18 protein-coding genes and 2 pseudogenes are annotated in these 24,713 nt (G+C 63.9%); 14 read left to right on the plus strand and 6 right to left on the minus strand.

The features are described 5' to 3' along the window. Nucleotides 1-26: 26 nt before the first annotated feature. From NCS58_RS23770 to NCS58_RS23780, 3 genes are all read left to right on the plus strand, one after another. Complete coding sequence (locus NCS58_RS23770; RefSeq protein WP_061117206.1) at nucleotides 27-998, plus strand: zinc-binding alcohol dehydrogenase family protein; 972 nt, start codon at nucleotides 27-29, stop codon at nucleotides 996-998. Then, entirely contained in the window at nucleotides 995-1,153 is a 159-nt protein-coding gene (locus NCS58_RS23775; RefSeq protein WP_250477700.1) for an SDR family oxidoreductase, read from the plus strand. The genes NCS58_RS23770 and NCS58_RS23775 overlap by 4 nt, the downstream gene beginning before the upstream one ends. 112 nt (nucleotides 1,154-1,265) lie before the next feature. Continuing rightward, entirely contained in the window at nucleotides 1,266-1,724 is a 459-nt protein-coding gene (locus NCS58_RS23780) for an MEKHLA domain-containing protein (protein ID WP_061117207.1), read from the plus strand. A gap of 19 nt (nucleotides 1,725-1,743) precedes the next feature. Here NCS58_RS23780 and NCS58_RS23785 read toward each other — a convergent pair whose 3' ends face one another. Continuing rightward, nucleotides 1,744-2,604: an NmrA family NAD(P)-binding protein gene (locus NCS58_RS23785; protein WP_061117208.1), complete on the minus strand. Its 861-nt coding sequence runs from the start codon at nucleotides 2,602-2,604 to the stop codon at nucleotides 1,744-1,746. A gap of 477 nt (nucleotides 2,605-3,081) precedes the next feature. Here NCS58_RS23785 and NCS58_RS34505 point away from each other — a divergent pair. After that, a pseudogene (locus tag NCS58_RS34505) lies at nucleotides 3,082-3,162 on the plus strand (hypothetical protein); the annotation flags it as partial. 229 nt (nucleotides 3,163-3,391) lie between these two features. Here the strand turns inward: NCS58_RS34505 and NCS58_RS23795 are convergent. After that, nucleotides 3,392-3,748 (minus strand): annotated as a pseudogene (locus NCS58_RS23795) (sigma-70 family RNA polymerase sigma factor); the annotation flags it as partial. A 51-nt stretch (nucleotides 3,749-3,799) separates the two neighbouring features. Next, a complete protein-coding gene (locus NCS58_RS23800; RefSeq protein ID WP_250477701.1) occupies nucleotides 3,800-4,531 on the minus strand; it encodes a GntR family transcriptional regulator in 732 nt (243 codons plus the stop codon). Between the two features lie 133 nt (nucleotides 4,532-4,664). Between NCS58_RS23800 and NCS58_RS23805 the strand changes: the two genes are divergently transcribed. The 4 genes from NCS58_RS23805 to NCS58_RS23820 all read left to right on the plus strand — a co-directional run bounded on the left by NCS58_RS23805 (nucleotide 4,665) and on the right by NCS58_RS23820 (nucleotide 10,893). Beyond that, complete coding sequence (locus tag NCS58_RS23805) at nucleotides 4,665-6,035, plus strand: adenylosuccinate lyase family protein (RefSeq protein WP_061117211.1); 1,371 nt, start codon at nucleotides 4,665-4,667, stop codon at nucleotides 6,033-6,035. A gap of 27 nt (nucleotides 6,036-6,062) precedes the next feature. After that, the gene (locus tag NCS58_RS23810) at nucleotides 6,063-7,475 is read left to right on the plus strand and encodes a cation:dicarboxylate symporter family transporter (protein ID WP_250477702.1); all 1,413 of its coding nucleotides are present in this window, start codon (nucleotides 6,063-6,065) and stop codon (nucleotides 7,473-7,475) included. A gap of 113 nt (nucleotides 7,476-7,588) precedes the next feature. Further along, nucleotides 7,589-10,330 (plus strand): MGH1-like glycoside hydrolase domain-containing protein, encoded by a 2,742-nt coding sequence (locus NCS58_RS23815; protein ID WP_061117212.1) that lies wholly within the window; start codon nucleotides 7,589-7,591, stop codon nucleotides 10,328-10,330. A gap of 116 nt (nucleotides 10,331-10,446) precedes the next feature. Further along, a complete protein-coding gene (locus NCS58_RS23820; protein WP_061117213.1) occupies nucleotides 10,447-10,893 on the plus strand; it encodes a universal stress protein in 447 nt (148 codons plus the stop codon). 15 nt (nucleotides 10,894-10,908) lie between these two features. On the opposite strand, the gene NCS58_RS23825 is transcribed toward NCS58_RS23820, so the two are convergent. The 3 genes from NCS58_RS23825 to NCS58_RS23835 all read right to left on the minus strand — a co-directional run bounded on the left by NCS58_RS23825 (nucleotide 10,909) and on the right by NCS58_RS23835 (nucleotide 14,469). Further along, nucleotides 10,909-12,366: an NAD-dependent succinate-semialdehyde dehydrogenase gene (locus NCS58_RS23825; RefSeq protein ID WP_061117284.1), complete on the minus strand. Its 1,458-nt coding sequence runs from the start codon at nucleotides 12,364-12,366 to the stop codon at nucleotides 10,909-10,911. A 139-nt stretch (nucleotides 12,367-12,505) separates the two neighbouring features. Continuing rightward, nucleotides 12,506-14,167: a cation acetate symporter gene (locus NCS58_RS23830; protein WP_061117214.1), complete on the minus strand. Its 1,662-nt coding sequence runs from the start codon at nucleotides 14,165-14,167 to the stop codon at nucleotides 12,506-12,508. Next, on the minus strand, nucleotides 14,164-14,469 hold the full coding sequence (locus tag NCS58_RS23835; RefSeq protein WP_061117215.1) for a DUF485 domain-containing protein: 306 nt from the start codon (nucleotides 14,467-14,469) through the stop codon (nucleotides 14,164-14,166). The genes NCS58_RS23830 and NCS58_RS23835 overlap by 4 nt, the downstream gene beginning before the upstream one ends. 746 nt (nucleotides 14,470-15,215) lie before the next feature. Here NCS58_RS23835 and NCS58_RS23840 point away from each other — a divergent pair. The 6 genes from NCS58_RS23840 to NCS58_RS23865 are packed head-to-tail and all read left to right on the plus strand — an operon-like array spanning nucleotide 15,216 to nucleotide 24,704. Then, entirely contained in the window at nucleotides 15,216-16,496 is a 1,281-nt protein-coding gene (locus tag NCS58_RS23840; protein WP_061117216.1) for an efflux RND transporter periplasmic adaptor subunit, read from the plus strand. Between the two features lie 44 nt (nucleotides 16,497-16,540). Further along, nucleotides 16,541-19,756, plus strand: coding sequence for an efflux RND transporter permease subunit (locus NCS58_RS23845; protein WP_061117217.1), 3,216 nt, complete (start codon nucleotides 16,541-16,543; stop codon nucleotides 19,754-19,756). Nucleotide 19,757: 1 nt separating this feature from the next. Then, nucleotides 19,758-21,233: an efflux transporter outer membrane subunit gene (locus tag NCS58_RS23850; protein WP_061117218.1), complete on the plus strand. Its 1,476-nt coding sequence runs from the start codon at nucleotides 19,758-19,760 to the stop codon at nucleotides 21,231-21,233. Next, a complete protein-coding gene (locus NCS58_RS23855) occupies nucleotides 21,230-22,525 on the plus strand; it encodes a paraquat-inducible protein A (protein ID WP_061117219.1) in 1,296 nt (431 codons plus the stop codon). Before NCS58_RS23850 ends, NCS58_RS23855 begins: the two co-directional genes overlap by 4 nt. After that, on the plus strand, nucleotides 22,522-24,123 hold the full coding sequence (locus NCS58_RS23860; protein ID WP_061117220.1) for an intermembrane transport protein PqiB: 1,602 nt from the start codon (nucleotides 22,522-22,524) through the stop codon (nucleotides 24,121-24,123). The genes NCS58_RS23855 and NCS58_RS23860 overlap by 4 nt, the downstream gene beginning before the upstream one ends. Further along, complete coding sequence (locus NCS58_RS23865; RefSeq protein WP_061117221.1) at nucleotides 24,123-24,704, plus strand: membrane integrity-associated transporter subunit PqiC; 582 nt, start codon at nucleotides 24,123-24,125, stop codon at nucleotides 24,702-24,704. Before NCS58_RS23860 ends, NCS58_RS23865 begins: the two co-directional genes overlap by 1 nt. Nucleotides 24,705-24,713: the final 9 nt, after the last annotated feature.

Raw genomic sequence — 24,713 nt, forward strand, 5'->3', positions numbered from 1 at the left:
CGCTCATCCGTTACAGGAGAAAGATCATGCGTGCAATCGTGCTCGACAAGTTCGGCGGAATCGACAGCCTCGTGTATGCCGAGATTCCGGATCCGGAACCGCTGGACGGACATGTCGTCATCGAGATCAAGGCATTCGGCATCAATCACGCCGAGATGCACATGCGGCGCGGCGAATGGGCCGAAGCTGCGAGAGTGAGCGGCATCGAATGCGTGGGCATCGTGAAGTCGTGTCCGGGCGGCGAGTTTCCCGTCGGCGCGAAAGTGGCCGCGTTGATGGGCGGCCTCGGGCGCACGATCAACGGAAGTTATGCGCAATTCACGCGCGCCCCGGTTTCGAACGTGGCGCTGATCGAATCCGATCTGCCTTGGGCCGAACTGGCCGCCATTCCCGAAACCTATGCGACGGCGTGGACGTGTCTCTTTCGCAATCTCGAGATCGAGGCAGGGCAAACCGTGCTTATCCGCGGCGCCACATCATCGTTCGGGCAGGCCGCAGTGAATCTCGCGGTGAATGCGGGCGCGAAGGTCATCGCGACGACGCGCAATCGCGATCGCATCGCGAAGCTCGAAGCGTTGGGCGTGTCGCGTGTCGAACTCGAAGGGCCTGCGTTGAGCAAGCGCATTACGGAAGCGAAAGAAATCGATGCGGTGCTCGATCTCGTCGGCAACAGCACGATCCTCGACTCGCTCGCGATGCTGCGTCGCGGCGGACGCGCGTGTCTCGCGGGCTGGCTCGGCGGCCTTGCGCCGATTGCGGATTTCAATCCGCTGCTGCAGATGTCGAGCGGTGTGCATCTGACTTTCTTCGGCAGCTTCGTGTTCGGCACGCCCGGCTTTCCGCTGTCCGATGTACCGCTGCAAGCCATCGCCGCAGACGTTGCCGCGGGACGTTTCAACGCGAAGCCGTCACGCGTCTTTTCGTTCGACGAGATTCACGAAGCGCATCGCGTGATGGAAGCGAATGAAGCCAACGGCAAGATGGTCGTCGTTCATTGAAAACAATCGCGCGTTTTCCAGTCGAAACGGGTATCGCGCATTACGGCACGCCGGAAGAGATCGCGGAGTTGATGGCGTTCCTCGTGTCGCACGCCGCAAAATGGATGACGGGCAGCACGCTGAGAATGGACGGCGGCGAAGTCAAGTCGATATGAGCGGCGATCGGCCAACCCAGAGTCCATGAACCCCGTGCGAACCTCGAACGTGCGCAAACGCGAGCGAACGAGTAAGGTGCTATTTTTCCGCTCATTCGAGGCACTCCGCACGATGCAGCCAACCGATCCCGACTTCGTCACGCTCCTTTGCGAAAGCTATGCGCGCCTCTTGCGCAAGCCGCTCGTTCCCGATAAAGACCTGACGCCCGCCGAAGCCGCGCGCTGGCTTTACGAGGACGCACCGTTCGGCATCCTCGCGCACGACACCCGGCCCGATCCGGTCTTCGTCTACGGCAACTTGCGCGCGCAACGCCTGTTCGGCTATACCTGGAACGAGTTGACTGCGTTGCCGTCGCGCCTGTCGGCCGAGGCGCCCGAGCGCAGCGAACGTCAGGCGTTTCTGGAACAGGTAACGCGCGATGGCTATGTCGACGGCTATCGCGGCGTTCGCGTCACGAAATCCGGCAAACGCTTCTGGATCGAACGCGCGACCGTGTGGCAATTGTTCGATCGGGACGGCGTGTATCGCGGACAAGCGGCGCTGATTCCGCATGTCAGCGACATCGGCTGAAGCATGACACGCGTTTCAATCAACGCGCGACAAGCTTGCGAATCACGTCGACGAGTTGCGTCTTGCCCTTGACGATCGCTTCCCGGTGACCTTCGAAGTCGATCCAGCCTTGATTGAAACCGTCGAGCATTTGAATGCGCGGCATCGGGTACTTCATGCCCTGGCCCACGAACAGTGCTTCCCACGTTTCGCGCGGGACCGCCTGTGCGCGCACCGGCTTGCCGAGCACTTGCGCGAATGCGGCGGCAATGTCATCCGGACTCGTGCGCCGCGGCCCTTCCAGTTCGACGATCCGCACGCCCGCCCATTGCTCCTGCATGAGCTTCGCCGCGAGTTCGCCGATATCGTCGGTGGCGATCATCGGAATCGCGCGATCGAGCGGTTGCAGAAATGAATGCACGATGCCTTCGTTACGCGCCGAGTCGATATCCCACCCGCAATTCTCCATGAACCAGCCCGGACGCAAAAACGTGACGGGTATCGGCTGCTTGCTGAGCGCCTCTTCGAGCAGCGTGCGCTGCGTCAGCAGATTGGTCTGCGTGGCCTGCGCGCCAATCGTCGACAGACATACGATCTTGCGCGGCTTCGCACGCGCCACAGCCGCGACGATCGTATCGATGACTTCCCGTGCTTCCGGAAAGCCAGGCGCGGGATCGAATTCCGGCGGCGGGAGAATGAACGCGGCTTCGGCGCCTTCGAAGGCTTGCGCGAGCGCATCGGCGTCGGTCATGGTGGCGAGGGCAAGCTCGCAACCGCGCGCCGACCAGACCGCGCCCTTCTTCTCATCGCGTACGACAGCGCGAACGGGCTTGCCCGCTTCCAGCAGCGCGTGTGCGAGCGCCCCGCCGACTTGTCCTGTGATTCCGGTGATGACGTACATGGTCCGATTCCTTTGTGCAATTCATATGGATAAGATGGATTGCATGTTAGCGGGCGGACTTCCCGCGAAAAATGACTTGCAGGTTATCGGATCGATGCCTCGGCGTTATGGATCGTGCCGCGGTCCGCTCGCGGGCAAGCGTGAACAGGTTGATCCTCTGCCCGGCACATGAAACGGGTATTGCCACTCAGCGAAACATTTCCTTAAAGTCTGCCTATCCACCAGGATCCGCTGGCCGGCTCCAGCAACGGAGACGACACCATGAAAACGGAAAGCGCCGCCGATATCGTCGCGCCCACCTCCGTCGCGGCGCTCGCCACCACGCTCGATTACGATGCCGCGCCGAACGAAGGCGACGCGCTTGCGCCCTTGTGGCACTGGATTTTCTTCAGGCCGATCGTGAGGCAATCGCTCATCGCCGAGGACGGGCATCCAAGGAAAGGCAGCTTCCTGCCGGAACTCGGCCTGCCGCGCCGCATGTGGGCCGGCGGGCGTTTGCGCTTTCCCGCGCCGGTGATCGTCGGTGAACGCATCACGCGCGAATCGAGCATCTTCGATGTCAGCGAAAAGCAAGGCCGCACGGGCAAGCTCGGTTTCGTGACGGTCGGCCATCGCATTTGCTGTGGCGATGTCACCGCGATCGAAGAAGAGCACGACATCGTGTATCGCGAGCCGGCCGCGCCCGGCGCGCCTGCACCGGCCCCGACCGCCGCGCCCCGCGACGCGCGATGGCAGCGCGACATCGTGCCCGACGAAGCGCTGCTGCTGCGCTATTCGGCGCTGACCTTCAACGCGCATCGCATTCACTACGACAAGCCGATAGTACGCTCGCGACGATTCGATCGCACTGCGCGCCGCCGAAGTCGAACACGTCGCGTTCGGCGAGATCGAATGCCTGCGCCAGCGCTTCACGCAACATGCTGCGCGCGCGAAAATGCCGGCTGCGCACCGTCGCCTCGGGAATGTTCAGCCACTGCGCGGTCTCCTCGACGCTCATCTCCTCGATCGAACGCAACACGAACACGATGCGAAATAGCTCCGGCAATTCGTCGAGCTTGCGTTCGAGCAGCGCCCGAACTTGGGAACGCGCGAGTGCGTCATCGGGCGCGGGGTCATCGTGCGTAGTCGTCGCTTCGACCTGTTCCGCTTGGATGTCACGTCGGAAACCCGCGTTCCCGGCTTCCGGACGATGCGTTCAGCCTTGCGAGCGCTTGAGCCGCATCGACACGGAAAAGCGCTCCGCCGGGTGCACCGTCACCGACACTTCGAACGTCGCGCCGCTCGCATCGAGATAGCGGCGCACGATTTCGAGGGCAGCCGTTCCCGCCTCCACGCGCAGGCGCCGCGCCATTTCCGCCGGCACGTTGATGGCGCGCACGTCCTGCTGAATCTCGTCGATGCAGCGCCCATAGCGCGCTTCGATCAGCGAGCTGATGAGCGTGTCCGGATTCTGCTTCGCGGCTTCGGCCACATCCTCGTATGCCGGATCGATATACACGTCCGTCCATCCGAGGGGCGGGCTGTCCTTGTCGCCGTCGATACGCAAGCTCGACACCCGCAGCCACGGCGTGCCCTGCGCGCAGCGCAAAGTCTTTGCGAGCCGTGCCGATGCCTCGATGTGCTGCGTCGATTGCACGAGACGCAAGTGCTCCGAGCCGAACTGCACCAGATCGTCGACGGACGCGAGTGACGGGCGGAAGTCATTGCGCGGCTGCATCGACTCGACACGCGTGCCCGCATTCTTGCGCCGCGACACGAGGCCCAGTTGCTGCAGCTCGTGCAACGCGGCGCGCACCGTATGCCGGCTCGTCTGATAGTGGTCGCGAAGTTCCAGCTCGGTCGGCAGATAGGAGCCCACGGGAAAGCGGCCCGACGTGATTCCTTCGGTCAGCTCGCGCGCGATATCGGCGAAATGCGGTCTGTTCATGCTGTGATGGCGATGTTTTCGGGTGGTCAGGGTAAATCATAGCTTGATCGATATGTTCGAACATATTAATCTGCATATGTCCGGACATATTGCATGTCCTGCCCCGTTTATTTCGTTTGAACATGAGGTCACGATGACAATTTCCGTTTCTCCCCTCGCCAGCACCGTGTTCGATTCCGTGCTGTTTCGCGACGCCTTCGGCACCGCGAAAATGCGTGCGCTGTTCTCGGATCACGCGCTGGTGCAGCGTTATATCGACGTCGAAGTGGCGCTCGCAAAGGCCGAGGCGCGCACGGGCGTGATCCCGGCGGAGGCCGCCGAAGTGATTGCGCGCGAATCGACGATCGAGCGCATCGACTTCGATCACATGCGCGAGGAGACGGACATCGTCGGCTATCCGATCCTGCCGCTCGTGCATCAGATGGTCGCCATGTGCGGCGACGCCGGACGTTATGTTCATTGGGGCGCGACGACGCAGGACATCATGGATACCGCTGTCGCGCTGCAAGTGCGCGATGCGCTCGAATCCATCGAGGGCGACATTCGCGAATTGCGCGCGATTCTCGCGGACCTCGCGAAGAAGTATCGCGATACGCCGATGGCCGGCCGCACGCATTTGCAGCAGGCGCTGCCCGTCACGTTCGGCTACAAGGTCGCGATCTGGCTCGCAATGTTCGATCGACATCAGGAACGCGTCGCGCAGATGCGTCAGCGCGTGGCCGTCGTCCAATTCGCGGGCGCGGCGGGCACGCTGGCATCGCTCGCAGACAACGGCTTCGCGGTGCAGAAGGCGCTCGCCGATGAGCTGAAGCTCGGCGTGCCCGCGACGACCTGGCATGTCGCGCGCGATGGATTCGCCGAGGCCGTCAACCTGCTCGCGCTCGTCACCGGATCGCTCGGCAAGATCGCGATGGACATCATGATCATGGCGTCGACGGAATTCGGGGAAGTGTACGAGCCCTTCGTCAAGGGACGCGGCGCGAGCAGCACCATGCCGCAAAAGCGTAATCCGATTTCGAGCGAACTCATGCTTGCCGCGGCGAAAGCGGTGCGACAACACGCAGGGCTCATGGTCGACGCGATGATCCAGGACTTCGAGCGCGCCACCGGGCCGTGGCATGCGGAATGGATCGCGATTCCCGAGAGCTTCATTCTCACGTCGGGCGCGTTGCATCAGGCGAAGTTCGCGCTAGGCGGCCTGATCGTCGATGAAGCGCGCATGAAGCATAACCTCGGCATCAGCCGCGGCCTGATCGTGGCGGAAGCGGTGATGATGGGCATGGCGCCTTACACGGGACGCCAGCAGGCGCACGACATCGTGTACGACGCATGCCGCACGGTGAACGAACGAGGCGGCACGCTCGCGGAAGCGCTCGCTGCATTGCCCGAGGTGACGAAGCACTTCGACCGCGCCGCGATCGATCGCATGACCGATCCCGCGAACTATCTCGGTCTCGCGCCGCAAATGGTGGATCGGGCCATTGCGCTGTCGAGAGACATCTGATTACCGAAGGTCATGGAGGAGCATGCGATGCAAAACGAACACGCCTCACACGACGACACGACCGTCGCACCGCCGAAGAAGCTGCCGTGGTATCGCAAGCTCGGCATGCAAGTGCTTTTATCGCTCGTGATCGGCATTGCGGTCGGTCTCGTCTTTCCGAAGTTCGGCGCGCAACTGAAGGTGCTCGGCGATATCTTTCTCGCGCTCATCAAGGCCGGCGTCGCGCCGCTCGTGTTTCTCACGATCGTGCACGGCATCGCTTCGGCGGGCGATGTGAAGAGCGCGGGGCGCGTCGGCTGGAGATCGATCGTCTACTTCGAAGTCGTGTCGACTATCGCGCTCGCGGTCGGCCTGCTCGCGGGCAATCTGCTGCAAACGGGCAAGGCGATGACATCCGTCACGGTCGGCGCCGTGCCTGTGACAGCCGCCAAGGCCGCGCCACAAGGCTTCACCGAGTTCGTGATGCATGTCGTGCCGGACAACTTCATCGGCGCGTTCGCGAAAGGCGAGCTGCTGCAAGTGGTCGTGCTCGCCGTGATGGTCGGTATCGGCATTCTCGCCATTCCCGAGCGCCGCCGCATGCGCATCAACGAAGGGCTGGATCTCGTTTCCGAAGTGCTGTTCTCATTCATCAACCTCGTGATGAAGCTCGCGCCGCTCGGCACGTTCGGCGCCGTCGCGTACTCGGTGGGCAGCAACGGCACGGCCGTGCTGGTCGCGCTCGCACAACTCGTTCTGAGCTTCTATGCGGTGGTGGTGCTGTTCATCGTCGTGGTCATGGGCATCATCGCCAGGCTCGCGGGCTTTAGCCTCTGGCGCTTCCTGCGCTATATCAAGGACGAGATCTTCATCGTGCTCGGCACGGCTTCTTCGGAAAGCGCATTGCCGCGTCTTCTGATCAAGCTCGAACGGCTCGGCTGCGCGAAGCAGACCGTCGGGCTCGTGCTGCCGACTGGCTATGCGTTCAATCTCGACGGCACGTCGATCTTCATGTCGATGGGTGTGATGTTCATCGCGCATGCATATGGCGTGCCGATCACGCTCGAGCATCAGATCGGCATTCTGTTGCTGATGCTGCTGACGTCTAAGGGCGCGGCCACGGTCTCGGGCGGATCGTTCGTGGTGTTCGCCGCGACCGTCACGTCGACGGGCATCCTTCCCGTCGAAGGTCTCGCGCTGATCTTCGGCGTATACCGCTTCATGTCGATGGCGATCGCGACATGCAACACCATCGGCAACAGCCTTGCGACGGTCGTGATCGCGAAATGGTCACGCACGTTCGATGCCGCCATCAGCGAACGGCATCTCTATCCCGAGCGTTATCCGGAGATCGCGGAAGCGGACCAGCGGCTCGCGGACGGCAACCTTCTTCCGGAAGACATGAACGACGCGAATCCCCATCCGGACGGAATCTCGCTGAGAAGCGCGGGAACGCGATAAACCCGGCACGTCGTAATTTTCGCAGCGCGGCAATGCCGCGCTTTTTTCACTTCGCTTATCATCGGAGAACCGCGCATCGAACCCATTGGATGGCTATCCGGACCGGAGATCGCATGCCACCGCTACGCGCAATCCATCTCTTGCAAACCAAAGAAGGCGCTCGCCTGCATGGCGCCGAACTCGGCCAGTGGCGACGCTGGGGACCGTATCTGAGCGAGCGTCAATGGGGCACCGTTCGCGAGGATTACAGCGAATACGGAACCGCCTGGGATTACTTTCCGCACGATCATGCGCGCAGCCGGATGTATCGCTGGGGCGAGGACGGCATCGCCGGATTCGGCAACGACCCGCTTGACTGGTGTGCGTCGCTCGCATTGTGGAACGGGCGTGACCCGATCATCAAGGAACGGCTCTTCGGCCTCACGAACGAGCAAGGCAATCATGGCGAGGATGTGAAGGAGCTGTACTTTTATCTCGACGGCACGCCGACGCATTCGTACATGAAGATGCTGTACAAGTATCCGCACGACGCCTATCCGTATCAGCAGCTCATCGACGAGAACAGGCGGCGCGGCCCGGCGCTTCCCGAATACGAAGTGCTCGATACCGGTGTGTTCGATGGCGATCGTTACTTCGATGTCTGCGTCGAGTATGCGAAGCACACGCCCGATGACATCGTGATGCGCGTAACCATCGAGAATCGCGCGAACGAGGCCGCGACGCTGCATGTGCTGCCGCAGTTCTGGGCGCGCAACCGATGGTCGTGGTCGAGCAAGTGGGGCAAGCCTTCGCTGACGTTCGAGCAGCACGCGCGGGAAGGGGCGCGCGTCGTCGCGCACAATCCTTCGTATGGCGCGATGCTGGTTACGGCCTCGGCAGAAGCGCCCATCGAATGGCTCTTTTGCGAAAACGAAACGAACGTTCGTCGCATCTTCGGCATCGAAGGCGCGGGATCATTCAAGGACGGCTTCAACGACTATATCGTCGAAGGCGACGAGCACGCGATCCGGCGCGACCGCGGCACGCGCAGCGCCGCGCATGCGTGTCTGCAACTCGGTCCGCATGAGCGCTCGGCGATGTATCTGCGCTGGCGCCCGGCATCGGTTTCGAACGATCCGCCGCTCGACCTGGCGCAGCTTTTCGCGCGCCGCGAAGCGGAAGCCGACGAGTTCTACGCGACGCTGCAACACGACATCGACGATGCCGACGCGCGTCTCGTGCAGCGCCAGGCGCTCGCCGGCATGTTATGGACGAAGCAGTATTACCAGTTCGACGTCACGCGCTGGCATGACGGCGATCCGGGCCAGCCCACGCCGCCCAGAGAACGTCGGCATGGCCGCAATGCGGACTGGCGGCACATGTGCAACGGCGACGTCGTATCCATGCCCGACAAATGGGAGTACCCATGGTACGCGTCGTGGGATCTCGCGTTTCATGCGGTCGCGTTCGCGACGATCGATCCGGACTTCGCGAAGAAGCAATTAGCGCTGCTCGTGAAAGAGCGCTACATGCATCCGAACGGGCAATTGCCCGCGTACGAATGGGCCTTCGGCGATGCGAATCCGCCCGTTCACGCATGGGCGACATGGCGCGTGTTCGAGCTCGATCGCGAGATGACCGGCATCGGCGATCACGCGTTTCTCGAAGTGATGTTTCACAAGCTGCTGCTCAACTTCGCGTGGTGGGTCAACCGCAAGGACGCCGACGACCGCAACATTTTTCAGGGCGGTTTTCTCGGGCTCGACAACATCGGCATCTTCGACCGCTCGCAGCCGCTGCCGACGGGCGGACGCATCGATCAGGCAGACGGCACCGCATGGATGGCCTCGTATGCGCTCGACCTCATGCAGATCGGCCTCGAGCTCGCGATGACCAACGAGTCGTATGTCGAGATCGCGGTGAAATTCTTCGAGCACTTCCTGTATATCGCGGAAGCAGTGAGTTGCGGCGAAGTCTGCAACACGGGCCTGTGGGACGGCAGCGACGAATTCTTCTATGACGTGCTGCATCTGCCAAATGGCACGCGCGTGCCGATGCGCATTCGATCCATCGTCGGGCTGATACCGCTTTTCGCGGTGCATGTGCTCGAAGAGCGCGTGTACGGCGATCTGCCGGGACTGCGCGAAAGGCTTGCGTGGTTTCTCGATCATCGGCCGAATCTCGCGAAACTCGTGTCGCGCTGGACCGAGCCCGGCAAGGGCAACACCACCCTGCTTTCGTTATTGCGCGGACATCGCATGAAAGCGCTTTTGCGGCGCACGCTCGATCCAGGCGAATTTCTTTCCGACTATGGCGTGCGCGCATTGTCGCGCGTGCATTGCGACAAGCCTTATGTCTTCGATCACGATGGCGTGAACGTCTGCATCCGGTACGTGCCCGCGGAGTCGGATTCGCGCGTGTTCGGCGGCAATTCGAACTGGCGCGGACCGATCTGGATGCCGGTCAACTATCTACTGATCGAATCGCTCTACGAGTTTCATCGCTACTATGGGGATGAATTTCGCGTCGAGCATCCGACGGGATCGGGCAAGATGCATTCGCTGAATGAAATCGCCGACGATCTGTCGCGGCGCGTCAGCACGCTCTTCCTGAAAGATGCCGATGGCAAGCGGCCCGTGATGGCTGCATATCCGATGCTGCAAGCCGATCCGCGCTCGCAGGATCTCATTCTCTTTCACGAGTACTTTCACGGCGACAGCGGACGCGGCGTCGGCGCTTCGCATCAGACGGGTTGGAGCGGGCTCGTCGCGCTGCTGCTGCAACCGCGTCTGATGAAGCTGTCGCACGTGGGGCCCGAAGCGCCCGTCATGACCGTGCGCCTGCATGAAGAGGCTGCGGCGGCGATGGGCCGCTAGCATTCATCGCGTGCGCTGAAGGGAGCCTGGGCGGATGTGATTTTCGTGCAGGCTGCCCGGGCGCTCGCCTATACTGGAATTTCCCTCATGTCCCCAGAGAACCGGAGGACGTCATCATGTTCAACCATCTGCTGGTTCCCACGGACGGTTCCGCGCTATCGGAAGCGGCGGTGCGCATGGCGGTTGCGCTCGCCAAAGAGAACAACGCGCGCATTACCGGTCTTTATATGGTGCGGCCGCTTCATACGACCGTGTACAGCGCCGAGATGGCCGGAGCGAATCAGGATGAGCTTCAGGTCGCCGATCAGGCGCGCGCCCGGCTCTACCTCGATAATCTCAGGAGCATCGCGGTGCAGGCGGGCGTGGAGTGCGACACGGAAACGCCTACGGGAACGCACCCGTATGAGGCGATCCTCGATACGGCGAAGACGCGGCACTGCGATCTCATCGTCATGGCCTCACACGGTCACGGCGGCATTCGCGGGCTATTGCTCGGAAGCGAAACGCAAAAGGTGCTGACGCATAGTCATTTGCCGATTCTGGTGGTGAGGCCGCCGGAGTGATGGCGGGTCGAAGCCCTACCGCTCCAGATTTCCGAAACAGACGTACTTCGCCTCCAGATACTCCTCGACGCCCGAGGACGCCCCCTCGCGTCCCATCCCGGACTCCTTGATGCCGCCGAACGGCGCGACTTCGTTGAAGACGAGGCTGTCGTTTACGCCGACGACACCGCATTCGAGCGCTTCCATCACGCGAAACGCGCGGCTGATATCCGCCGTGTAGAAGTAAGCCGCGAGCCCGGTGCGCGTGTCGTTCGCGAACGTGATGACGTCGTCCTCGTCCCTGAACGGGAGCACGCTCGCGATCGGCCCGAGGACTTCGTCGCCGCACACGCTCATCGACGGATCGACGCCCGTCAGCACCGTCGGCCTGAAGAAATTCGATCCGGGCGCGACACGCGAACCGCCCGCCGCGACCGTCGCGCCGAGCCTGACCGCTTCATCGACGAGACTTTCGATGCGCGTCACCGCCGCGTCGTCGATGAGCGGGCCGATCTGCGCGCCTTCGTCCAGCCCGTCGCTCACCTTGAGCAACGCGACCTTCGACACGAGCTTCGCGACGAAGGTCTCGCACACGTCTTCATGCACGAAGAAGCGATTCGCGCACATCGCCGCCTGGCCCGAGTGACGGAAACGCGCATCGAGCGCGCCTTTAACGGCAAGGTCTATGTCCGCATCGTCGAACACGATGAAAGGACAGTTCGCGCCCAGTTCGAGCGACATCTTCTTCACGGTGGACGCGCACAGGCTCATCAGCCGCTTGCCTTCGTCGATGGAACCGGTGAACGACACTTTGCGCACATCCGGGCTCGCGAGCAGCGTGCTTCTGATCGGCTCGCCCTCGCCCGTGAGCACGGACAGCACGCCGCGCGGCAAGCCTGCGTTCTCGCCGAGCGCGCACAGCGCGAGCGCCGAGTACGGCGTCTGCGGATCCGGATGATGAATGACCGTGCAGCCCGCCGCGAGCGCGGCGCCGACGCGTCGCGCGACCATCGACGAGGGAAACGTCCATGACGTGATCGCGCCACATACGCCGACCGGCTGATGCAGCACGCGGATGCGCTGATTGCGGCGCGGCGCGGGAATGTTGTCGCCGTAGATGCGGCGCGCTTCCTCGGCGAACCAGTCCAGATAATTCGCGGCCTGCGTGATTTCGGAGCGCGCTTCGTGCAGCGGCTTGCCTTGCTCGCTGCACAGAATGATGGCGAGATCGTCGCGATGATGCTCGACGAGGCGTGCCCACTCCCTCAGCACCGACGCGCGCTCGCGGCTGCTCCAGTTGCGCCAGTCCTGCAACGCCGCACTTGCGCACTCGATGGCATCGGTCACTTGCTCCGCCGTGACTTGCGGCACGGAGCCGATGATCTCGCCCGTGGAAGGATTCGTGACAGGCACGCGCGGCAGCGAAGTGTTGTCGACCCAGGCGCCGCCGATATAAGCCGACTGCTCGAAAAGACTGGGGCACTGCAATTGCATGGCTCGCTCCAATGCGTAAGGCGCTTCCTGCACGGTTCCATCGAGCTTAACGCATTTTTTACTCGCCATTCGCGACGCGCGCGGCATCTCCGGTATACGAATGCGGCGGCGCATCGGACAACGCGCCGCCGCTGGGCGATCAGTGGCTCGCGCCCTCGACCGCGCCGATGCCCGTTTCGGAACGCACCGTCTGCGCTTCGAAGCCGGCCTTGTCGATGCGCGCACGCGCGGATTGGTCGGTCACCGAGAAGAGCCAGATGCCGATGAAGCCGATCGCCATCGAGAACAGCGCGGGCGATGCATACGGGAACGGCGCGCTCGCGTAGTGGAATACATCGACCCACACGGCTTTGGAGAGCACGGTCATCACGACCGCCGAGAGCAGGCCGAGGAAGCCGCCCACGGCCGCGCCGCGTGTCGTGCAGCCGCGCCACAGCACCGACATGAAGAGCACCGGGAAGTTGGCCGACGCCGCCACCGCGAACGCGAGCGACACCATGAACGCGATGTTCTGCTTCTCGAACACGATGCCGAGCACCACTGCGACGATGCCGAGCACGATCGTCGTCATGCGCGACACACGCAGTTCGCTCGCGCTCGACGCCTTGCCCTTCTTGAACACGGTCGCATAGAGATCATGCGAAACCGCCGATGCGCCCGCAAGCGTGAGACCCGCGACGACCGCGAGAATCGTTGCGAACGCAACCGCCGAGATGAAGCCGAGGAACACGTTGCCACCGACCGCGCTCGCCAGATGCACCGCCGCCATGTTCGTGCCGCCGAGCAGCTTGCCGCCCGCATCCTTGAAGATCGGGTTGGTGCTCACCAGCACGATCGCGCCGAAGCCGATGATGAACGTGAGGATGTAAAAGTAGCCGATCCACGTGGTCGCCCAGAACACGGACTTGCGCGCTTCCTTTGCGTTGGGCACGGTGAAGAAGCGCATCAGGATGTGCGGCAGGCCGGCCGTGCCGAACATCAGCGCAATGCCGAAGGAGATCGCCGAGATCGGGTCCTTGATGAAGTTGCCCGGCCCCATGATCGACGCCTTCTTCTCGTGCACATCGACGGCCTTCGCAAAGAGCGCTTCCGGACTGAAGTGGAATTGCCACAGCACCATGAACGCCATGAACGAAGCCCCCGCGAGCAGCAGGCATGCCTTGATGATCTGCACCCACGTCGTCGCGGTCATGCCGCCGAAGAGCACGTACACCATCATCAGCGCGCCGACGATCACCACCGCGATCCAGTATTCGAGGCCGAACAGCAACTTGATGAGTTGCCCCGCGCCGACCATCTGCGCAATCAGATAGAACGCCACGACGACGAGCGTGCCCGACGCCGCGAACGCGCGAATCGGCGTCTGCTTGAAGCGGTATGCGGCGACATCGGCGAAGGTGAAGCGGCCGAGATTGCGCAGACGCTCCGCCATCAGGAACGTGATGATCGGCCAGCCGACGAGAAAGCCGATCGAATAGATGAGGCCGTCATAGCCATTGCTGTAGACCGCCGCCGAGATGCCGAGAAACGACGCCGCCGACATGAAATCGCCCGCGATCGCGAGCCCGTTCTGAAAGCCGGTGATGCCGCCGCCCGCGGTGTAGAACTCGGCCGCCGAGCGTGTCTTTTTCGCGGCCCATTTGGTGATGAAGAGCGTCGCGATCACGAACGCGATGAACATGGAGATCGCGGTCCAGTTGGTCGCCTGCTTCACCGCCTGACCGAGGTCGCCGCCCGCGGCGAAGGCGCCGGCGGAGGCCGCGAAGAGCGCGCCTGCTGCGAAGATACGTTGCGGCTTCATGCGGCCTCCCGCTTGATCTGGTCCGTGAGTTCGTCATATGTGCTGTTGGCGTGGTGCACGTAGAGGCCCGTGATCACGACCGTGAAGACGATCACGAACAGGCCGATCGGCATGCCCCAGGTCATCACGCCCGCGCCCATCTTCGCGGCGAGCAGATCCTTGTTGAACGCGATGAGCAACACGTAGCCGTAGTAGACGACCAGCACGAGCGCCGTCAGCGTCCATCCGAGCTTCGAGCGTTTTCGCACCAGTTCGCGGTAAGCGGCGCTCGACTTGATTTTTTCTACGACCTTGAGATCCATTTCCGTCTCCTGCATGAAAGTCTCTTCTCTGCGTGCGACAACGCCCGCGTTCGGCGCGGCGCGCGAACGATCAGCGATGCGTATGAGTAAGGAAATCCCCGGGGCGGGGACGTCAACCGATGCTCTCGCGCATACATTTCAGGCGAGTTCTGTTTTCGATGCGCTGGAGACTAAGGTAAAAGCGCGCGCTTACCCGTTTCTTACGCGAGGCACTTTCTTTTGACGGGGTTTACGCGAAGCATGGCGCCTGCTGCCGTAACGCGCAACAGACGATCGAGCGTTCGCTCCCACAGCGTCAGCGCACAATCGGTGCCGACGTTTCACATTGCGCCATACCCTTTCCGAAAGCGTGCGAGACAATCCTCGCCCTGCCAGTTGTTCAGTAATTGCTGCACATTCCGATCCACAGCGTTCAGTGGAAATGGCATTAAACGCTATGGCGTTTTCATCCGTATTCAGCTATTAGTAGACTCGTCACGCACGTCACGCTACGCCGTGGCGAATCATGAGCATCTCTGGCTATAACTCGACCGTCAAAACCGGAGGCAGCTACGACACATCACAAGCATCAGGCTCGCGCTCGCTGACGTCGCCCAAGAGTCCTGTCCCGCGCGATTTCATCGCATGGCGAACGCATGCCTTCCGGGCACGCATTCGCTGAAACGCACACCGCGAGCATGTCGTGGCGAGGCGCCTGCCGGCGCGCTCGCTCATCAACGATCGGCCATCCCAAGAGGGAGGCGCCTATGGCGTTCGTGTCGGAACAGATGCTGGACTGCTGCTCGTTCGCTCAACCCTCGCGCCGGGTGCGCGCGCTGCGTCTCGTCGCGGCCGCCGCGCTCGCATCGCTCTCGCTCGTGGCGTGCAGGAAGCCGCCGCCCGAAGCGCCGAAGCCCGCCGTCGATGTCACCGTCGTGACCGTCGCCGCGCAAACGACGCCCGTCGATTTCGAATTCACCGCGCAGACGCAGAGCTCGCGTGAAGTCGAAATACGCGCGCGCGTCGACGGCTTCCTGGAAAAGCGCGTGTACACCGAAGGCGCGCTCGTTCAGGCGGGCCAGGTGATGTTCATCATGGACAAGCGCCCCTTCGAAGCCGCGCTGCAGACCGCCAAGGGCTCGCTCGCGCAGCAGCAGGCGCGGCTGCTCGTCACGCAGCAGAATCTCTCGCGCGTGAAGCCGCTCGCCGCGATGAACGCGTTGAGCAAGAAGGATCTGGATGACGCCGTCGGCAACGAGAAGAGCGCCGAGGCCGCCGTCATCGCCGCGAAAGGCGAAGTGCAGACCGCTGAGCTCAACCTGAGCTACACGACGATCCGCTCGCCGCTCAAGGGCCTCTCCAGCTTCGCGCGCGTGCAGGAAGGCAGCTACGTGACGCCGACGCAATCGGGCCTGCTCACCTACGTCTATCAGCTCGACCCGATGTGGGTGAATTTCAGCATCTCGGAGAACGAGTTGCTGACTTATCGCGAGCAGATCAAGAAAGGCCAGTTGCGCTTTCCGTCCGACAACAAGTTCGATGTCACCGTCATCCAGGCCGACGGCTCGGTCTATCCGCAGACCGGCCGCATCGACTTCACGAATCCGGCCTTCAGCACGGAGACGGGCACGTTTCTCGTGCGCGCGGTATTCGCGAATCCGCAAGGCACGCTGCGGCCCGGCCAGTTCGTGAAGGCGCGTGTCACGGGCGCGCTGCGGCCCAACGCCATTCTCGTGCCGCAACGCGCCGTGCTGCAGGGCGCGAAGAGCCACTTCGTGTGGGTGCTCGACGAGCAGTCGAAGCCGCATCAGCGTGTCATCGAAGTCGGCGAATGGCATGGCGACGACTGGTTCATCACGAGCGGCCTGAAGGCGGGCGAGCGCGTGATCGTCGATGGCGCGATCCGGGTCGGAGCGGATTCGCAGGTTCGCGTCGTCGCGGCACCCCCGGCACCCGCAGCGCCCGCCGCGGGCGGCGCGGCGGCGTCGGGCGCTCAGGAGGCGTCGCTCGGGCAGACGAAGAACGCAAGCGGCGGGACGGAAAAGTGATTTGATCTGACCACTATCGAAAGCACGTCGCGCGGAAGAGGCCAATGAACATTTCACATTTCTGCATTGACCGTCCCATTTTCGCGTCGGTCATTTCGATCGTCATCACGCTGGGCGGCGCGCTGACCATGCTCGCGCTGCCCACGGCGCAGTATCCCGACATCACGCCGCCGCAGATCACGATCTCCGCGACCTATCCGGGCGCGAGCGCGGACGTGGTCGCCAACAACGTCGCCGCGCCGATCGAGCAGCAGGTCAACGGCGCGGACAACATGATCTACATGAGCTCGTCGAGTTCGTCGACGGGCAACCTGACCATCAACGCGTACTTCCAGATCGGCACGAACCCGGAGCTCGCGCAGGTCGACGTGCAGAACCGCGTGAACCTCGCTTTGCCGCAACTGCCGCAGTCAGTGACGGCGCAGGGCGTGCAGGTGCAGAAGAAGTCGCAGGCGTTCATGATGGTCATCGCGATCTATTCGCCCGACGAACGCTACGACGCGACGTATATCGCCAACTACGCGAACGTGTATGTCCTCGACGCGCTCAAGCGGATTCCCGGCGCGAATCAGTCGAGCATCTTCGGCACGCCCGATTACGCGATGCGCATCTGGCTCAAGCCCGACCGCATGGCGCAACTCGGCATCACCGCCGCCGACGTCCAGCGCGCCGTCGCCAACCAGAACCAGCAGTTCGCCGTGGGCCGCCTCGGGCAATCGCCGACGGGCGCGCCTGTCGAGCAGTCCTTCGCGGTGACGACGACCGGGCGGCTCACCGAGCCCGCCGAGTTCGAGAACATCATCATTCGCGCGCAATCGGGCGGCGCCGCGATCGTGCGTCTGAAGGACGTGGGCCGCGCCGAGCTCGGGCAGAAAGACTATTCGATCCGCAGCCGCTTCCAGGGCAAATCGGCGACGGTGCTGGCCGTCTATCAGCAGCCGGGCGCGAACGCGCTCGACGTGTCGAAGCAGGTGCGCGCGTCGCTCGCCGAGATGAAGAAGACGTTCCCGCAGGGCATCGACTACGAAATCGCGATGGACACGACGGAGTTCACGCGCGCCTCCATCTCCGACGTGGTGCATACGTTCTTCGAAGCGGTCGTGCTGGTCGTCATCGTCGTGTTCGTGTTCCTGCAAAGCCTGCGTGCCACATTGATTCCGGTGCTCGCGGTGCCGGTGTCGATCGTCGGCACGTTCATGGGCATGGAGGCCCTCGGCTTTTCCATCAACATGCTGACGCTGTTCGGCATGGTGCTTGCAATCGGCATCGTCGTGGACGATGCGATCGTCGTGATCGAGAACGTCGAGCGCAACATGACGGTGCACAAGCTCGATCCGAAGACCGCCGCCAAGAAGGCGATGGACGAAGTGGCCGGGCCGGTCGTGGCCATCGTGCTCGTGCTCTGCGCGGTGTTCGTGCCGGTGGCGTTCCTGAGCGGCATCACGGGGCAGATGTACAAGCAGTTCGCCATCACGATCGCGATCTCGGTGGTGATCTCGGGTCTCGTCGCGCTGACCTTGTCGCCCGCGCTCGCCTCGTTGCTGCTCAAGCCCGGGCATCACGAGAAAAAAGGCTTTTTCCGCTGGTTCGATGCCCAGTTCATGCGCATGACGCACGGCTACACGAGCGTCGTGCGGCTCGTCATCAAGCGCTTCGCGATCGCGCTGCTGCTCTTCGCCGGCATGATCGCGCTCGCCGTCGTCATGATGCGCGACATACCGACCGCGTTCCTGCCGCCCGAGGATCAGGGTTATCTGCTCGGCGCGGTGATCATGCCCGATGCCGCATCGCTCGACCGCACCGGCGCGGTATCGGACCGCGTCACCGAATACTTCATGAAGCAGCCGGCGGTCGGCAGCATCACGACCGTCGATGGCTTCAGCATTCTCGATAGCCAGAACAAGAACAACTCGTCGACGTTCTTCGTCGGCTTCAAGAGTTTCGAGGAGCGCTACAAGTCGGACAATATCCGCACGCAGAATGCGCGCGCGGTGCTCGTCGACGCGTACAGGCATCTGTCGCAGATCAAGGAGGGCATCGTCGTGCCGTTGAATCCGCCGTCGATTCCGGGCCTGGGCACGACGGGCGGCACCGAGATGTGGATTCAGAGCAAGGGCGACGCGACCATCGGGCAGTTCGCGGCCCTCGTCGACGATTTCGTCGCCAAGGCCAAGGCGCGCCCGGAGCTGACGGGAGTCACCTCGACCTTCAACGCGTCGTCGCAACAGATGCTCGCCAATGTCGATCGCGACAAGGCCGAAACGCTCGGCGTGCCCGTCGAGGATGTCTACAGCGCCATGCAGACGATGTTCGGCTCGCTCTACGTGTCGCAGTTCAACCGGTCGAGCCGGCTCTGGCAGGTCATTCTGCAAGCGGAGCCGCAATACCGCCTGAAGCCGGACGACCTCACGCAGATCTTCGTGAAGAGCAAGAGCGGCGAGATGGTGCCGCTCAAGTCCATGGTCACGACGCGCTATGTGACGGGGCCCGATCTCATCACGCGTTTCAACAACTTTCCGGCGGTGAAGATCACGGCGAACGCCGCGCCCGGTTACGCGTCCGGACAGGTCATGCAGGCGCTGGAAGATATCGCGCGGGACCTGCCGTCGGACTACGGCATCGGGTGGAGCGGCGAGGCGTACGAGGCGAAGCAGTCGGGCAGTTCGTCGGCGCTCGTCTTCGTGTTCGGCCTGATCATGGTCTTCCTGATTCTCGCCGCGCAGTACGAGAAGTGGAGTCTGCCGTTCGGCGTGCTGATGGCGGTGCCGTTCGCGATCTTCGGCGCGCTGCTCGCCATTCTTCTGCGCGGCCTCAACAACGACGTGTACTTCCAGATCGGCCTGACGATGCTCGTCGCGCTCGCCGCGAAGAACGCGATTCTCATCTTCGAGTTCGCCGTGCTGAACCGCGAAGCGGGCGCGTCCGTGTACGACGCGGCGATGACCGCCGCCGAAGAGCGCCTGCGCCCGATCGTGATGACCTCGCTCGCGTTCATTCTCGGCTGCGTGCCGCTCGCCATCGCGACGGGCGCGTCCGCGAACAGCCGGCATTCCATCGGCACGGGCGTGATCGGCGGGATGCTCGGCGCGACGGTCATCGCGGTGTTCTTCATTCCGATGTTCTTCTGGGGACTGGAAACGATGTCCTCGCGCTCCAAGAAAAAGAAAGGCGACGAAGCGCCCGCCGCCGATGCGAAGCCGCATAACGCACCGGGAAGCGGCTCGAATGCTTCGCCGTCCGCTCCGAACAAGGGAGACTGACATGCGGCGCACTCTCGTCAGCCTCGCCGCGGCACTATCGCTCAGCGGCTGCCTGCTCGGCCCGAACTACTCGCGCCAGCCGGTCGATACCCCGGCGACGTACCGCTTCGCCACGGCCGAAGTCGCCGACACCGCGAACACCGAATGGTGGAAGCAGTTCCAGGACCCGGTGCTCGATGAGCTGATCTCGACGGCCCTCGCGAACAACAAGGACGTGAAGATTGCGGCGGCGCGCGTCGAACAGTTCATGGGCCAGTTCGTCACGACGCGCGCCGCGCTGTTCCCGCAGGTCTCGGCAGGCGCGGCGGCCGCGCGGCAGCGCACGTCGGCGGCGGGGCCGCAGCCGCTCAACGGCTTCGGGCCGGTCTACAACAGCTTCGAGGTATCGGTGTCGGCGGCGTGGGAACTCGATATTTTCGGCCGCAACCGGCGGCTCACCGAGGCGGCGCGCGCGAATCTGCTGTCGAGCGAGGAAGGCCGGCGCGCGACAATTCTGTCGCTGGTGGCTTCGGTGGCGTCGGCGTATCTGAATCTGCGCAGCTTCGACAAGCAGCTCGAAATCGCCAAGGCGACGACGCAAAGCCGGGCCGAATCGGTGCATGTGTTCACGTTGCGCTTCGAAGGCGGCGAAGTCTCGCAGATGGAGCTCGCGCAGAGCCAGTCCGAATACGAAGCATCGCTGGCGACGATTCCGCAGCTCGAAACGCAGATCGCTCAGCAGGAAGACGCGCTCTCGGTGCTGCTGGGCGCGAATCCCGGGCCGATCATGCGCGGCCGCGCGCTCGGCGAACTCTCGACGCCCGTCATCCCGGCGGGCCTGCCCTCCGATCTGCTGGAGCGGCGCCCCGACCTGCTTCAGGCGGAACAGGATCTGGCCGCGGCCAACGCGCTCATCGGCGCGGCGCGCGCGCTCTACTTCCCGCAGATTTCGCTGACGGGGTTGCTCGGCACCGCGAGCGGCCAGTTCTCGTCGCTCTTCACGGGGCCGGCGCGCGTGTGGTCGTTCGCGGGTCAGATCACGCAGCCGATCTTCACGGCGGGCAATATCTCGGGCCAGGTGCAGTCCGCCGAAGCGCAGCAACAGGCGGCGCTGCTCACGTATCAGAAGTCGATCCAGGTCGCGTTCCAGGAAGTCGACGATGCGCTCATCGCGTCGCAGAAGCTGCACGAGCAACTCGAAGTGCAGGGCCGGCAGGTCGTCGCGCTCTCCACTTACTCGCGGCTCGCGCGGGCGCGCTACGAAGGCGGCTACACGAGTTATATCGAAGTGCTCGACGCCGAGCGCAGCCTCTTCAACGCCCAGCTTTCGCAGACCCAGACGCAGGCCGCCGCGCTCGTGTCGTTCGTCACGCTCTACAAGGTGATGGGCGGCGGCTGGGTCGTCGCGGCCGACAAGATGACGACGCAGCAACAATCGGCGACGCCATCCGGCGATTCCGCCAAACCGGGCCAGCCCGCTTCGCAGACGGTGCAATGAACACGGTCACATCCGAAGATCGCGACCAACACGACGCGCGCCCGCTGATCGCGTGCCACGAATGCGATCTGATCCAGCGCGAAGGCAGCGTGCCGCCCGGCGGCGCCCTGCGCTGCTGCCGCTGCCGCGCCGTGCTCTATCGCCGTCGCGGACGCGGCTTCGACCGCGCGCTCGCCTTTGCGCTCGCCGCCTCCGTGCTGTGGCTGATCTCGAATGCGTTTCCGATCGTCGGCCTCGCGGTGAACGGCGATCTCGTCGAAACGACGCTGATCGGCGCGGTGCGCGTGCTCTATCGCGACGGCATGTGGCCGCTCGCCGGCCTCATCTTCGTCACGACGATCCTGATGCCCGCGCTGCAGGCGCTCGGCACGGTGTGGCTCGTGCTGCCGCTGTATCTGAACCGCAGACCCTGGCACGCCGACGCCGTGTTCCGTCTGCTGCGCGTCGCGCGCAACTGGGGCATGACCGAAGTGCTGATGCTCGGTCTCCTGGTCGCGGTCGTGAAGCTCGCGCATATCGCGTCGGTGGTCACCGGGCCGGCGCTGTGGTCGCTCGCCGCGCTGATGCTGCTGCTCGTCGCGGCGACGTCCGCGTTCGACGAGCGCGCGATGTGGATGCGCATCGAAGGCGCACCGCCCGGCATGCCCGCCGACACGCCGCTTCACGGGCGCACGGCGGCGGCGAGCGGCATCTGCGTCTGTCACGAATGCGGGCTCTCCACGCGCGGCACGCTGCGTCATGACCATCTGTGCTGCCCGCGCTGCGGCGCCCATCTGCATCTGCGCAAGCCCGCGAGCCTGTCGCGCACGTGGGCGTATCTCATCTCCGCGGCGGTTCTCTACGTGCCCGCGAACCTGCTGCCGGTCATGAACACGAGCTCGCTCTTCGGCGCGCAGAAGGACACGATCATGAGCGGCGTCGTGTACCTGTGGCATTCGGGATCGTGGCCGCTCGCGATCATCGTGTTCATTGCGAGCATCGCCGTGCCGATGCTCAAGATTCTCGCGATCGGCTATCTCGCCGCCACCGCGAATCTGCGCATGACGCAGCGCAACGTGCAGCGCGCGCGCATCTACCGCATCGTCGAGCTGGTGGGCCGCTGGTCGATGCTCGATATCTACGTGATCGCCGTGCTCGTCGCGCTCGTGCAGTTCAGCGCGATGGCGACGATCGAGGCCGGTCCGGCGGCGATCGCGTTCGGCGCGGTCGTCGTGCTGACGATGTTCGCGGCGATGTCGTTCGATCCGCGCCTCATTTGGGACAGCGCGCCGCCACGGGAAGAAAGGCGATGAACACACCCGGCGATATCCCCGATGCGGAAGTTGCGCCGAAGAAGCGCTGGCGCATTCCGTGGGTCTGGGTCGTTCCGGCGGTCGCGGTGGTGATCGGCATCTGGCTCGCCGCGAAAACCGTGCTCGAACAGGGACCGACCGTCACGATCAGCTTCAAGACGGGCGAAGGCATCGAAGCCGGCAAGACGAAGATCAAGTTCAAGGACGTGGACATCGGCCTCGTGAAGTCGGTCGCGCTGTCGAAGGATTACAAGCGCGTGGTCGCCACGGCCGAGCTGACGCGCGACGCGACCAACATGCTCGTCGAGGACACGCGCTTCTGGGTCGTGCGGCCGCGCGTGGCGGGCGGCTCGGTGTCGGGCATCAGCACGTTGCTCTCGGGCGCCTATATCGGCATGGATATCGGGCGCGCGAAGCAGGACCGGCGCGATTACACCGGCCTCGAAACGCCGCCGGTCTTCGCGAGCGACGTGCCCGGCCGGCAGTTCGTGCTGAAGGCGACGGATCTCGGCTCGGTCGATGTCGGCACGCCGATCTATTTCCGCCGCCTGCAGGTCGGCCAGGTGACGTCCTTCGAGCTCGACAAGGACGGCAGCGGCGTCACGCTGCACATATTCGTCAACGCGCCCTACGACCGCTACGTCAACGCGGATTCGCGCTTCTGGCAGGCGGGCGGCATCGACCTCACGCTCGGCACCGACGGGCTCAAGGTCAACACGCAATCGCTCGTCTCGATCCTCGTGGGCGGGCTCGCGTTCGAGACGCCCGCCGTGTCGCTCAGCTGGGCCGAGGCGCCGCCCAACACGACCTTCAATCTGTATCCGACACGGGCCGAGGCGCTGCGCGTGCAGGAGCGCATCGTCGATAACTATGTGTTCGACTTCTCGGGCTCGGTGCGCGGGCTCGCCGTGGGCGCGCCGGTGGAATTCCGCGGCATCCAGGTCGGCGAGGTGGCGGCCATCAACACGCGCTTCGACCCGGTCACGAAGCGCATCAGCATTCCGGTCGAGATCAGGCTGTATCCGGAGCGCTTCACGTCGCGATTCGCCACGGGGCCGACGGGCGGCAGGGTGGCGACAGACCGGCGCGCGCTCGCGGACGTGCTCGTCTCGCGCGGCCTGCGCGGGCAGTTGCGCACGGGCAGCCTGCTCACCGGCCAGTTGTACGTCTCGCTCGATTTCTTCCCGGGCGCGAAGAAGGCGAGCATCGACTGGAACCGCAGTCCGCCCGAATTGCCGACGACGCCGAGCGGCCTCGAATCGATGCAGGATTCCATCAACCGCATCATGACGCGCATCGACAAGCTGCCGATCGAGGAACTGACCGCGAGCGCGCGGCAGACGCTCAACAGCACGACCGCGCTGATGCAGGGCCTCAACACGCAAGTCGTGCCGCAAGCCGCGACCACGCTCGCCGCCGCCCGCGCCGCGCTCGATGCGGCGCATTCCACGCTCATGCCGGATTCGGGCCTGCAGCAGGACACGGCCGAAGCGGTCCGGGAACTGACGCGCACGGCGGCCTCGTTCCGCAGTCTCGCGGACTATCTGCAGCAGCATCCGGAAGCGTTGCTGCGCGGCAAGCCGGAGGACAAGAAGTGATGCGGTCCACTCTGCTCTCTCTCTTACTCGCCGTTCTGCTCGCCGGGTGCGGTTCGCCACCCGCGAGCTTCTACCGGCTGAGCACCGATCCCTCGCTCGCCGCGACGGCCGCGCGCACGAACTCGCGGCCGGTGATCGTCGGGCCGGTGACGGTGCCCGATCTCGTCGACCGGCCGCAGATCGTCACGCGCAACACGAACAACGAAGTCGCGCTCAACGAATACGCGCGCTGGGGCGAGCCGCTCAACAGCAGCATCGCGAGCGCCATCGCAGGCGATCTCACGTTGCTGCTCGGGTCCGATCGCGTCGCGCCCGCCTCGCGCTCGCTCGCGGACCCGCAAGCATGGCGCGTGCGCGTCGATATCCAGCAGTTCGAATCCGTTCCCGGCGATACCGTCGCGATCGACGCGCACTGGTCCGTGCGCCGCTTCGGCGACGAAAACGGGCTGTCCGGCCGCTCGCTCGTGCGCGAGCCCGTCGCCGGCGCAGACTGGAATGCGCTCGTGGCCGCGCACAGCCGCGCGCTCGGGAGCGTGAGCCGCGACATCGCCAACGCGATCGCGCGCAGCGCCTCGCCCTGAGCGACGCGG

Origin of the sequence: Caballeronia sp. INML3B (assembly GCF_023631305.1) — a bacterium.
GTDB classification, from domain to species: domain Bacteria; phylum Pseudomonadota; class Gammaproteobacteria; order Burkholderiales; family Burkholderiaceae; genus Caballeronia; species Caballeronia turbans.